General features: G+C 51.0%; 11 protein-coding genes. 10 read left to right on the plus strand and 1 reads right to left on the minus strand.

Features of this window, described 5'->3' with window-relative positions; all coding sequences use genetic code 11:
* The first annotated feature begins 154 nt into the window (after positions 1–154).
* The 10 genes from secG to L0156_27265 all read left to right on the plus strand — a co-directional run bounded on the left by secG (position 155) and on the right by L0156_27265 (position 11996).
* A complete protein-coding gene (gene secG, locus L0156_27220) occupies positions 155–451 on the plus strand; it encodes a preprotein translocase subunit SecG (GenBank protein ID MCI0606693.1) in 297 nt (98 codons plus the stop codon).
* Positions 452–1438, plus strand: a complete 987-nt coding sequence (locus tag L0156_27225; GenBank protein MCI0606694.1) for a pyridoxal-phosphate dependent enzyme — start codon at positions 452–454, stop codon at positions 1436–1438.
* A 71-nt stretch (positions 1439–1509) separates the two neighbouring features.
* Positions 1510–2019 (plus strand): (2Fe-2S)-binding protein, encoded by a 510-nt coding sequence (locus L0156_27230; GenBank protein MCI0606695.1) that lies wholly within the window; start codon positions 1510–1512, stop codon positions 2017–2019.
* Positions 2020–2075: 56 nt separating this feature from the next.
* Positions 2076–4322 (plus strand): 4-hydroxybenzoyl-CoA reductase subunit alpha, encoded by a 2247-nt coding sequence (gene hcrA / locus L0156_27235; protein MCI0606696.1) that lies wholly within the window; start codon positions 2076–2078, stop codon positions 4320–4322.
* Entirely contained in the window at positions 4319–5275 is a 957-nt protein-coding gene (locus L0156_27240; GenBank protein MCI0606697.1) for an FAD binding domain-containing protein, read from the plus strand. Before hcrA ends, L0156_27240 begins: the two co-directional genes overlap by 4 nt.
* Before the next feature lie 7 nt (positions 5276–5282).
* Positions 5283–7268: a molybdopterin-dependent oxidoreductase gene (locus tag L0156_27245; protein MCI0606698.1), complete on the plus strand. Its 1986-nt coding sequence runs from the start codon at positions 5283–5285 to the stop codon at positions 7266–7268.
* Positions 7269–7404: 136 nt separating this feature from the next.
* Complete coding sequence (locus L0156_27250; GenBank protein MCI0606699.1) at positions 7405–8871, plus strand: trimethylamine methyltransferase family protein; 1467 nt, start codon at positions 7405–7407, stop codon at positions 8869–8871.
* Positions 8868–9545, plus strand: coding sequence for a cobalamin-dependent protein (locus L0156_27255; protein MCI0606700.1), 678 nt, complete (start codon positions 8868–8870; stop codon positions 9543–9545). The genes L0156_27250 and L0156_27255 overlap by 4 nt, the downstream gene beginning before the upstream one ends.
* Before the next feature lie 88 nt (positions 9546–9633).
* Entirely contained in the window at positions 9634–11253 is a 1620-nt protein-coding gene (locus L0156_27260) for an ASKHA domain-containing protein (GenBank protein ID MCI0606701.1), read from the plus strand.
* A complete protein-coding gene (locus L0156_27265; protein MCI0606702.1) occupies positions 11250–11996 on the plus strand; it encodes a hypothetical protein in 747 nt (248 codons plus the stop codon). The genes L0156_27260 and L0156_27265 overlap by 4 nt, the downstream gene beginning before the upstream one ends.
* Before the next feature lie 624 nt (positions 11997–12620).
* On the opposite strand, the gene L0156_27270 is transcribed toward L0156_27265, so the two are convergent.
* Positions 12621–13084: hypothetical protein (locus L0156_27270; GenBank protein ID MCI0606703.1), on the minus strand; the 464-nt coding region annotated here is incomplete at its 5' end.

Consider the following 13084-nt stretch of genomic DNA (forward strand, 5'->3'; position numbering starts at 1 on the left):
CAGCCGCCATCAGGACTACATTCAAAAATACGAGCATTTGAAGAGAAGTCTGGAAGGCGAGTATAGGAAGTGGGAAGAATTACAGAAGCGAAAAGAAGAAGTTGAAGCAACGGGCTAAAATCACTATAATCATCGGCTCGTAGTTGAGGTAGACATGTTATTCACGTTGTTGGTCATTTTGCACGTTTTGTTCGGCGTGTTCTTGATTGCAGTCGTTTTGCTTCAGACCGGCAAAGCAGGCAGCATTGCAGATGTTTTTGGTGGTGGCGGCTCGATGGCTGCATTTGGCGCCAGAGGGGCGGCCACGCTTCTTACGCGCGCAACAAGCGTCGCGGCTGTTTTTTTCATGATTACGTCCCTGGCCCTGTCGATTGTCAAAACGTCTGATCGGTCCTTGATGGAAAAAGCAGCGCCGGCAAAGCAGCAAGCACCCGCCCAGCCTAAAAAATAAATGGCGTCCCTTCCCTTGCCGCTCACCTGGGAGGATATTCTTCAAGCGCTTGAGCGTCTTCGCGGGGTCGCTCATCGAACACCTGTTTTTATTTCCCGTCAGTTCAACGAAACTGCCGGTTGCTCCGTTTATTTCAAAGCTGAGAATTTACAGCGTGGCGGAGCTTTCAAATTTCGGGGCGCATACAACAAGATTCGCGCTGAGATGGAGAAAGGCTCAGTGAAATCTGTCGTCGCCTATTCCTCCGGAAATCACGCCCAGGCCGTGGCTTTGACGGCAAAGTTGCTGGAAATTCCGTCCACAATTGTCATGCCCTCCGATGCTCCGGAAGCAAAAATTCTTGCTACGCGCGCGTATGGCGCAGACGTGATTTTCTACGACCGTTTCAAAGAGAATCGTGAAGAAATAGGAAACCGGATTTCCCGCGAAAGAAACGCGTTGCTGGTTCCTCCTTTTGATGACTACCTTGTGATGGCCGGTCAGGGTACGGCTGCCGTTGAGCTGTTGGAAGAAGTGCCGCATCTTGATTTTCTCTTGACTCCGGCAAGCGGAGCCGGGTTGCTCGCAGGTACTTGCGTGGCCGCGCGATACTTAAGACCACGAATAGGAATTTACGGTGTTGAACCGGAAGACGGAAATGATACTTATTTGTCCTTGCAAAAAGGGGAGCGTGTCGAAATCCCTGTTCCACATACGATTGCTGACGGCCTTCGAACGCAGGCACCCGGCAAACTCACCTTCCCCATTATCAAGGAACTTGCCGATGGAATTCTGCTCGTAAACGATGATGAGCTGATTCAGGTCCTCACCTTTTTGCTGGAACGAATGAAAATCCTCGTGGAACCATCCGGTGCAGCCGCAGCGGCCGCAGTTCATTTCAAGAAAGCCGATTTTGAAGGAAAACGTGTCGGCGTTATTCTCAGCGGCGGAAATGTGGACATGGACCGCTTGCGATCGTATTTGGCTACTCCTCCAAAATTGACTTGATGTGGCGCCTTTCTATATGATTCATTCTAGGGAAATCTTCGTGGTCTCCGTGCCTCTGTGGTGAAATAGACATGAATCAGAAAAAGGTCCTGATGAATTTCCGTGTGAACGGCGAAGAAGCGCAGGTTGCGGCTTCACCTAACCGTTTATTGCTGGAGGTTCTTCGGGAAGAGCTGAACTTAACGGGAACAAAGCTCGGTTGCGACGATGGATCGTGCGGCGCGTGCACCATTCTGGTGGAAGGAGTTCCCTCGCAGTGTTGCATGATGCTTGCAATCTCCTATCAGAACCGCGAAATCACAACTGTCGAAGGGCTGGCGCAAAATGGCCAGCTGGATCCGTTGCAAAAAGCATTTTGCACAGAAGGCGGGCAGCAATGCGGCTTCTGCACACCCGGAATATTGATGGCTGCAAGAGCGTTATTGCTGGAAAATGCAAATCCCTCGGTCCAGGAAATCGGACAGGCTCTGGCGGGAAACATTTGCCGCTGCACCGGATACACAAAGATCATCGCTGCCATCCAGAGAGCGGCTCGCGACTACCAGGAGGCGGCCGAAAAAGAAGACCGGGTAGCAATTTAACTGGTCACTGGCCACCAGCCACTATGGACTATTCGATAATAGGTAAACCTGTGCCCATGGTCGATGGGGCAGCAAAAGTCACCGGAAAAGGTCTTTATACCGATGATCTTCGTCTTCCGGGGATGCTTTGTTCGAAAATCCTGCGCAGCACTTATCCACATGCCAAAATTCTGCTGATTGATACATCCCGCGCCGAAAAAATACCCGGAGTTATCGCGGTTCTAACGGGAAAAGAGGTCTCTGAAAAATATGGCATTCTTCCGCTTGGCCACGATGAAACGGCGCTCGCAGTTGATAAAGTTCGCTATGTTGGAGAAGGCGTTGTCGCGATAGCAGCCACTACACCGGAGATAGCGGACGAAGCTCTGCGCGCCATTGAAATCGTATACGAGCCCTTGCCCGCTTATCTGGATGCTCGAAGCTCGATGCAAGATCCAGAGGTACTGATCCATGAGGACAAACCAAATAACATCGAGCGGGATTACCATCATCATTTCGGAAACGTCGAAGAAGGGTTCGCCCACGCCGACTACGTGCGCTCGGATTCCTTTTTCTGTCCGCGTGTCACACACGCGGCGATGGAACCACACAGCACGGTGGCGCAGTACGATGAAAACGGAAAACTAACGGTATGGACCTCTACGCAAACACCATACTATTTGCATCGCACTTTGGCGAAGGTGCTCGGAATGTCGATGGCGCATATCCGCGTCATCAAGCCTCTTGTGGGGGGTGGTTTCGGCGGCAAAGATGAACCACTCTGTCATGAGATTTCCACTGCTGCGCTTGCCAGAAAAGCCGGAAGACCGGTCCGTTTGACTGTCGACCGCGAAGAGGTTTTTTACATCCATCGCGGCCGGCCCGATCAATATGTGGAAATGAAAACCGGTGTCACCAGAGACGGAAAGATCACGGCGGTCGAATGCAAAACTATCCAGGATGGTGGCGCCTACTGCAGTTACGGCATCGTCACGATTCTTTATTCGGGCGCTCTACTGGGCGCAATCTATGATATTAGTAACATGAAGTACGACGGTTATCGTGTGCTGACGAACAAGCCGGTTTGCGGAGCGATGAGAGGACACGGCACCGTAAATGTGCGATTCGCGTTTGAATCCCAGCTGGACATGATCGCGCATGAGCTCGGCATCGACCCGGCTGAAATTAGATTGCGGAATGCGCTCAAACCGAACTCGTGCACGGTAAACGATCTGCGTGTTACATCGTATGGTTACCCTGATTGCATTCAAAAAGCCGTGGAGCATTCCGGCTGGAAGGAGAAGAAAGGAAACCTGCCATACGGAAAAGGGATCGGTATAGCCGGTTCGCATTACGTGAGTGGTGCAGCTAATTCCATCTATCGTTCAAAGATGCCGCATTCCAATGTGATGCTCAAAATGGATATGGATGCGGGTGTAACCATTTTTACCGGCACATCGGAAATCGGGCAGGGTTCCGATACGATTCAAGTGCAGATCGTTGCGGAAGAGCTCGGCATCACGATCGATCGCGTGCGAATTATTTCGGCGGATTCTGATTTGACACCGATGGATCTGGGGAGCTATTCGAGCCGTGTGACTTTCATGGCCGGCAACGCCTGTCTGGAAGCGGCGCGAGCAATGAAAGAGAAAGTGAACAAAGCGGCTTCGGAATTGTTGCAGATCCCTGCTGAAAATCTGATGAACCGGGAAAATTTTGTTTTTGATCGCGAAGATCCTTCAAAACGCGTGAGCTTTGAAGAAGCCGTGGTTCACGCGTTAGGCACACAGGGTGGAACACTGGTTACGAAAGGCTCTTACACACCCCCCAAAGCAGCGCAAGGTGGGAAATTTCACGGCGCCGGAGTGGGACCCGGTGTGGCATACAGCTATGCGGCGCAGGTTGCAGAAGTCACGGTTGATCCGGAAACAGGATTGGTTACGGTGGATCGGGTCGTTGCTGCGCACGATTGCGGGCGCGCCCTGAATCCGCTCACAGTAGAAGGTCAGATCGAAGGTTCCGTATCCATGGGACTCGGACAGGCAATACAGGAACAGATGATCTTTGATCAGGGATTGGTGATGAATCCAGGATTGCTGGAATACAGAACGCCAGGAATACTGGATTCACCAGTGATTGAGTCCATCATTGTGGAAAGCGATGAATCGGAAGGTCCGTACGGAGCCAAAGAAGCAGGCGAAGGTTCGCTCGCCGCCGTGATTCCGGCTGTCGGAAACGCGATCTTCGATGCGATCGGAGTCCGGATCACGGAACTCCCCTTCTCTCCGGAAAAAATCCTGAAAGCTTTGAAAGAGAAAAAATGAGTCTGCCTGTCTTTGAAGTTTATTTGCCCTCTTCGCTTCAGGATGCTGTCACCTTTCTTTCGGAAAATGTGCGGGACACAAAAGTGATTGCGGGTGGAACGGATCTGGTTCCAAGCCTCAAGCAAAAGTTATTCGAGCCACAATATCTGCTGGATATCAAACCAATCCAGGAATTGCACGGCATTCATGAAACGCCTGATGGCGGTGTGCGAATCGGCGCTCTAACAACGATCACCGAAATGGTGGAAAACCCATTGTTGCAGCACCACTTTTCTGTACTGCAGCAGGCAGCGGCAACTGTAGCTGGACCCAGTTTGCGAAACGTTGGAACATTAGGTGGAAATATTTGCCTGGATACGCGGTGTTACTGGTACAACCAGTCTTATTTCTGGCGGCAATCCTGTGGATTTTGCATCAAGAAGGATGGCTCTCTCTGCCACGTGGCGCCGGGAAGTAAAACTTGCTGGGCCGTGTATTCGGGCGATACAGCGGCGGCGTTGCTGACGCTTGATGCGCGGTTGAAACTGATATCCGCGCGTGGAGAAAGGCTTGTTACATTGCCTGATTTTTTCGTGAATGACGGGCTGGTGAGAAATCGAATGGAACCGGATGAAATTTTGAGCGAAGTTCACATCCCTGCAAAAGTTCGAGATTACCAGGGAGCCTATGAAAAATATCGGATTCGCGGCTCCGTGGATTACCCGCTTGCAGGCGTGGCGATAGCAATGAAAGGAGACAATGGCAGCGAGGAAGATCTTCGAGTGGCGTTAACCGCCGTAAATCCGTTACCTTTGTTATTGAAGGATCCGGTTTCATTGTTAAGGGACCGTGAAGAATTGCAAAAACTGGCGCAGCGAACCGCGAAACCCTTGAAGACATCCGCCAGCACCATGGAATATCGCCGTCACATAATTGGAATCATGTTGAAACGCGCTTTAGAAAAATTAAATTGAAAATCTTATGATTAAACATTCCGTTTGCACGATGGATTGTCCCGACACCTGCAGTCTGGATGTCGAAGTGCAGGACGAAAAAGTCATTGCGATTCGCGCCGGAAATAAGAATCCATTAACCGACGACTTCATTTGCTCCAAGATTGGCGATTTTACAAAACGGCTCTATTCGCCGGATCGTTTGCTTTATCCCATGAAACGAACCGGCGCCAAAGGATCAGGTGAATTCGAAAGAATCAGCTGGGAAGAAGCATGCAGCACAATTTGCAAACGATTCCAGCAGATCCGAAATGACTTCGGCGCCGAAGCGATCCTTCCCTTTTATTACGGCGGCTCCAATGGTGTGCTGGGACAGGAAACCGCGGATCGCGCCTTTTTTGCAAAGCTGGGCGCGTCGCGATTGGCGCTGACCGTATGCGCTGCGCCGACTTCTGCGGCTGCATCCGGAATGTACGGCAAAATGCCCGGTGTGGCGTTTGAAGACTATGTTCATGCAAAACTCATCTTGATCTGGGGCGCAAATCCCAAAGCTTCCAACATTCATCTCATCCCGATCCTCAAGAAAGCAAAAGAGGCGGGAGCGAAGATCGCGGTTGTTGATCCGAAGCTGAATTTTTCAGCGCGGGAACATGATTTGCACCTGCCGGTGTTTCCGGGAACCGATCTCGTTGTTGCTCTTGCGATGATTCATTACTGGCATAAGAACCGCTTGCTGGATGAAACTTTTCTGAATGAGCACGCAACCAGAACCGAGATCCTGCTGCAAAAAGCAGCGGCGTATGATTTCGACAAGGCTTCAGAGATTGCAAAAGTTCCAGCAAGTGACATCGAAAAGCTTGCGGTCCTTTACGCTGAATCGAATCCCGCAGTGATCCGGATCGGCTGGGGCCTGGAACGAAACCGGAATGGCGGTCAGGCGGCCGCAGCAATTCTGGCGGTTCCCGCTTTGATGGGAAAATTCGGAGTCACGGGCGGCGGCTATACCCTCAGCAATAGCGGCACCACAAAAATTGCGGCAAACAAAATTGCGGAATCGCAGATCTGGGATACCAGAGAGATCAACATGAATCTCCTGGGAAAATATCTGCTCGAAGAGAATTCACCACCGGTGAAAGCGCTTTTTGTTTACAACTGCAATCCGGCCGTAACAGTGCCCAATCAAAATGCCATTTTGAAAGGTTTGGCTCGCGAAGATCTATTCACAGTTGTGTTTGATCAGATCATGACCGACAGCGCAAAGTACGCAGACATCCTTTTGCCCGCGGTAACATTTCTGGAACAAGAAGAAATCAAGAAATCTTACGGTGGTTTCTTATTGCAGTACCTCGCGCCGGTGATACCGCGGTGCGGTGAAGCAAAACCAAACGAAGAAGTTTTTGCAATGCTCGGTCGCGCGATGGGATGGAGCGATCGCGCTTTTCAGGACACAACAGAAGACTACTTGCGCAAAGCCGCCGATGCTATCCGGGCGCCTGGAGGTCCGATTACGCTGGATCAACTTCGTGAAAATCGCGTTGTCTTTTTCGATTTCCCCGGCCGAAATCCTGTGCAATTTAAAACAGCGTTTCCATGGACCGAGAACGGCAAGATCAATTTGGCGCCTTCTGCTCTGGGAGAACATCCGTACGAGTACATCGAACACAGCGATCCTTATCCACTGACATTGATCAGTCCTGCCACAAACAAAACAATCAGCTCCAGCATGGGTGAATACAATTTGCGGGAACTGTACGCAATCATGAATCCTGCAGATGCGAATTCACGCGGACTTGCAGATGGTGCACAGATTCGCGTCTACAACGATCTGGGTGAAGTCGTGTGCAAATTGAAAGTCAAAGATTCGATTCGCCAAGGCGTGGTTTCCATGCCCAAAGGCGCCTGGCGAAAATCATCACGCAACGGCCAGACCGCTACGGCACTTGCTCCGGATACACTTGGCACCGCAGGCGGGGCTTGCTTCAACGACGCACGCGTCGAAGTTACAAGCCTGTAAGCTAAGTAGTGCGGGCGTCCCGCCTGCATAACTCCGCGGACGAGACGTCCGCGCTACTTTGTTCATGAACCCATATTTCACATTGTGAAATTCGCTTGCGGAGCGAAGTTTCGCGCTTCATAATAGAAAGTAATCGATGAGACCGACCTTAGCCGTACTGGAACAGTCACTGCTCGAACGGATTTCCGATGAAGCTTTCACCGTTCTGGAAAAGAGTGGTGTGCTGATTGAAGATGAAAATGCTTTAGCGCGACTTGCGAAAGTCGGGATGAACGCGGACCCGGAAAACAGTCGCGTTCGCATGCCGCGCGCATTGGTGGAAAAAGCCTTGAAGGATGCGCCTTCATCTATCACGCTCTACAACCGTGATGGAGATCCGGCCGCAACGTTGGAAGAAGACAAAGTGCACTTCGTTCCCGCCTCTTCCGCCTTGCGTGTTCTCGATCGCAAAACTCAAGCTCAGCGTAATCCCACAACCGCTGATTTTGTAGAATACGTGAAAATGGCGGACGGTCTCAAGAATATTGATTACCTTTCGACAGCTTTCATTCCTAAAGACATTCCTCAAGACATGGCCGACGCATGGCGATTGTATCTTGTGCTGTCTCATTCAAAGCGTCCGATTGTCTCCGGCGCATTTACTTCCTTCGGTGTGCCGCGCATGGGCCAGATCATGGCGACGTTTCGAAACGACAAAGAGGACCTCGTGAAACGTCCGATGTCCATTTTCACCTGTTGTCCGAATACCCCACTCAGATGGGGCGAGGATCCGATCTCTAATATCATGGATTGCGCAGAATGGGGCATTCCGATTGAGATCGTTCCTGTTCTTTTGCTCGGCATGATTTCACCCACCACAACGATTGGCGCGATCGTGCAGCACACGGCGGAAGTGCTTTCCGGACTCACCATCGCTCAGGTGGTTCGTCCTGGAACTCCCGTTATTTTTGGCGGCGCGCCTGCATCCTTTCACATGAGACTCATGACAAATCCAATGACTGCTGTGGAAGCGTTGCAAATGTATTGCGGTTACGCGCAGGTTGCGAAGTTCCTGAAACTTCCCTGCCAGGCTTACATGGCTTTGTCCGATTCGAAATTCAACGATCCGCAAGCAGGAATGGAAACGGGAGTTGGAGCGTTTCTCGCCGCATGCGCAGGATTCAATTCGATCTCGGGACCTGGAATGCTCGATTACGTGAACTGTTTCAGTCTGGAAAAACTTGTATTTGATGATGAAGTCGTGGCTCATGCGAAACGATTCATTCGCCCTGTGGAAGTCAGGGAAGATATGCCTGCATCCGACTTAATTGCTGAGCTCGTTCGCGATAAACATCTGCTGACATCCGAACACACCTTGCAATACTGGCCAGAAGAACTCTATTTGCCCGGCCCGATGGTGGATCGAACGAACTGGGATCAGTGGGAAGATCAGGGCTCACACGATTGGCGTGAACGCGCGAATCAAATCATCAATGAACTTCTCGGAAGTTACGAAGTGGAACCGCTCGATGAAAAAATACATACGGAAGTACAGGATCTATTCCGCCGGACCTGCAGCGATCCGAACGTGATTCTACCTTCCTTCACGGAGCAAAAAGTATGATTGATTACGCTCTGATGAATCAATTGCTTTTTGAGGGCAAGCACGAGCCTGTCAAAAAAATGACAGAAGACGCGCTGGCTGCAGGACGCCCGGTGTTGGAAGTCCTGGAAGATGGTTTGATTGCGGGGATGCGCGTGGTTGGCGAAGATTTCAAACATAATAGGATTTTTGTCCCGGAAGTTCTACTGGCTGCTCGGGCAATGAAGGCGGGGATGGCGGTTCTCAAACCTTTGCTGACCGAACAAAAAACTGACACATCCAAGGCATCCGCGGTGATTGTCATGGGAACTGTGAAGGGCGATCTTCATGACATCGGAAAAAACCTGGTTGGCATGATGGCAGAGGGCGCCGGATTTACCATCGTAGATTTAGGCACGGACACCTCTGCTGAAAAGTTTATTGCTGCGGTGAAGCAACACAACGCGCGATTGGTCGGCATGAGTGCGCTTTTGACCACTACGATGATTTACATGCGCACGGTGGTTCAAAAATTCAAAGAAGCAGGACTCCATCACATCAAGATTTGCATCGGAGGCGCCCCGGTAAGCAATGATTATGCGCGCGACATCGGAGCCGATGGATACGCAGCCGATGCAGCAAGCGCGGTTGAGCTTTTCCAGCGATTGATTGCGGATCAGAATGCCGCAGAACTTCGCGGAGAAGCAGCTTCGTGAAAATTAAACCAACAAGCACGCCAAGGCGCCAAGATAAGAGAAAAAATTACTTTGGCTCTTGGCGTCTTGGCGTCTTGGCGGTTAACTAATGAAAGCATCTTTAACCATCGACAACATCTCCACAGAAGCTGATATCGGCACCAGCATCTTCGATTGCGCTGAAACCATCAACGTCACGGTTCCCACCTCTTGCATCAAGCAAGGAAAATGCCGCGAATGTCTGGTGGAAATTGAATGCGGCACTGAGCTGCTGACTCCTCTTACTCCACAGGAAAGCCATCTTGGCGGGCGTTTCCGTCTTGCTTGCAGAACAAGATTCGCAGAGCCGGGAGAAGTGCGTTGTCACACGCTGCGCCGCGGTTCATTGCGCATAGAAACGGAAACAAGCGGTTTGTCGCAACAGCCGATGCACCTGGATCCTGCAGTGACACGCTCCGGCAATTCCATTCTGTTGGACGGTGAACCGATTGCAGAATCCGATCAAGCGATTCATGGTGTTGCGATCGACATTGGAACAACCACTGTTGCATTGCGATTGTACGATCTGGAAAACGGCCATTTGATTGCAACGCAATCGTTCGAAAATCCACAGCGCTTCGGCGGTTCCGACATCATGGCGCGCATTCATTTTGACGGCGAACACGGAGGACGTCTGCTGCAGCGAACGTTGCTCGGTTATTTGACGCGCGCGATCACTTCCCTTCCCGTTGATCCCATGACGATCCATGAGATTACTGTTGTTGGAAATCCAACGATGCGCGATCTCTTCTTCGGCCTGAATGTGCAGAGCATCGGCGTCATGCCTTACCGTTCCACTACGGAAGCGGCTTTTCACGATGGACTGATTTCCACCACAAGCTTGAGCCTGGAAGCTCGAAGACTGCGCTTGCCGGTTCCTCCGCGCGCCCGCGTGTATGGGCTACCGCTGATCGGAAGCCACGTAGGAGCGGACGCAGCCGCCTGTTTGCTTGCAAGCGGCATTGCGGAAAGTGATGAGATCTGCGCAATTCTGGACATAGGAACAAACACGGAAGCGATCCTGGGAAATCGTCATCGGATCATGGCTGCTTCTTGTCCAGCAGGCCCTGCTTTTGAAGGTGGCGGAGTTGTGTTTGGCATGCCCGCTTTGGATGGCGCAATCGAACGTGTCCGCCTTGAAGATGACAACGTCCAAACAACGGTTATTCAAAACGGTAAGCCGCTGGGAATTTGCGGATCGGGTCTTGTTGATTTACTTTCCGAGCTCTTGCGAACGGAACAAATGAATGAACAGGGCAGATTAACTGACGATCGTGAAATATTTATGGTGGATTCAGCGCATCAGATTTTCGTTGGTGAAGCGGACATCAATGAGCTCGCCCAGGCAAAAGGCGCAAACGCCGCCGGATTGCGTGTGCTTGCGGAATCCTATGGAATCGAAATGGGCAACATCGAAAAATTGTATCTGGCGGGTGGATTTTCACGACATCTGGATGTAGACGCAGCCGCTCGGATCGGTCTGATTCCGGATCTTCGGCGCGAACGGATTCAGCAAGTCGGCAATGCGGCGCTTCAAGGTGCAGCAATGGCTCTGCTGTCACGAGCGGAAAGACAAAAACTGGAAGAGATTGTGAAACGGATTGAACATGTCAGACTGGAAACTAATCCACACTTCTTTGATTTTTTTGTGGAAGGTTGTCAGTTCCAATCTTTCGGAAGGACTTCATGAGCAAAGTAGTGCGGGCGTCTCGCCTGCAGATTCTTCCTACATCAGGAACTGAACTTTCCAGTGCGGTAGCCATGGAGGAATACAAACGACTGCTGGGTTTGCCGCGGTCAAAGGAACTGGAGGGAGACCTGCTGGATCGGGCACAAAACGCGCGCGAATGGTACGCAAAACGTGGCGATCCATTTGTAGCTTCCACTACTGTTGAGCTCAAATCGATTTCTTCGCCCGTTGTTCATCTTGCTGATGGCACATATTTAACTTCCGCACAGTTGTCGGAACGACTTCGCGCTGGAGAAGCTCATGGTCTAGTGGTGCTGGTTGCAACCGCAGGGACAGCAGTAGCTGAGGAGGTCGCAGAACACTGGGCCAATGAACGTCCGGATGAAGCGTTTTTTCTGGACCGGTTCGCTGTTGCGGTTACAGAGCACTTAATCCAATGGTCCTCAACATTCCTGTGCCGCGCGAGCGAGCCTTCGAATGAAACGTTACTCCCGCATTTGTCGCCCGGTTGCGGACATTGGGATCTTGCAGATCAACACAAGTTGATGGCACTCTTCACAAACGACGCGCAGCTAGGGCCGCTGAAATTGTTGCCCTCGGGCGCGCTTCATCCGCAACACTCCGTGATCGCAGCGCTCGGCGTAACCCATCGAAAGTCTTCTGCAACACCAAGAGACATTTGCCGCACGTGTGATCTGGATCCGTGTGCCTTTCGCCGCGCACCATTCAGTGGTAGTTTCTAGTAGCTTGCAAACAGAGAGGCTCCCCTTTTGATGCACACAATTGTTCCTTATATCTTTCTCCCTGGCAAACTGGCGGTCTTGCCGGATCCCAGAACACGATCCATGTCGACATAGATGTCCAGGTTGAAAGTGTAGAAACCATTCGAAGCGTAGGAGTCTAGTGTGGTATCTGCTTCATTGATAGCCCGACCGTCAAGAGTTTTGATGGCTCTCGCAAAAGTCACTTCAAAGATTGTTCGATCACCATGAGATTTTGCAGTAAGCGGTACAAGATCGAGATCACCAGGCTGGATCTCATTTGCGATGACCGGGTTGCGGCAATTATCGGTGGATCGCTGGAGCTATTATTGGCACAACCTGGAGTTAAAGATGCGCATTGAAGAAGTTTTCATGTAATAGGGGAATAAGGTCAACAAGGCAACTCTCGCTTGGTAAGGTAACTAATACTATTGAGGAAGGAATCTATGGTTGTGATTCACAACAAAAGGCCAGATGACTGCGTTGATCTGGAGATTTATATACGTCTTTCTCCCAAGGAGAATCGAATTAACTTAACCGGTGAGCCAACCAGCACGCTGATTTAGCCCGTATCGGGAATTTAGGATTCTCACTGTCGCTTACCGGTTACTTTGCTTTGAAAATTTTGCGCTCCAGCCAGTCAATTGGTGAGAAGAATAAGCAGGCCAGGCGAGTAGTTCTCCCGAAAAGCGCGTTCGGAATTGACATGACTTCACAGCCAGAATCGCCCCGCCATCCTGCGAATAGGAGCGAAGCGCCGAGAAAGGTCAAGGCTCCCATTTGACCTTCACCGTGTCCAAAGATAAGTCCCTCACCGGTGCCCAAGATATACACCAAAATCAACGGCACCATAGCGATGAAAGCACCCATCCAACTAGAAATGTGCCGAAGGTAATTCGAAACGACGAAATTCGCGATAACGTATACGACGAGCAGTCCGATAGCCACACCAATTGAGAGAAGATTGAACCTCCAATTTCCACGCAGAAAAAACTGAGCGATGCTGACAATCAGAAGGACGCCGAGAATAGCTCGGAAAGTTCTTCCAATTAGGGGGTACTCAAGGCTAG

It is taken from the genome of bacterium, from assembly GCA_022616075.1.
GTDB lineage: Bacteria > Acidobacteriota > HRBIN11 > JAKEFK01 > JAKEFK01 > JAKEFK01.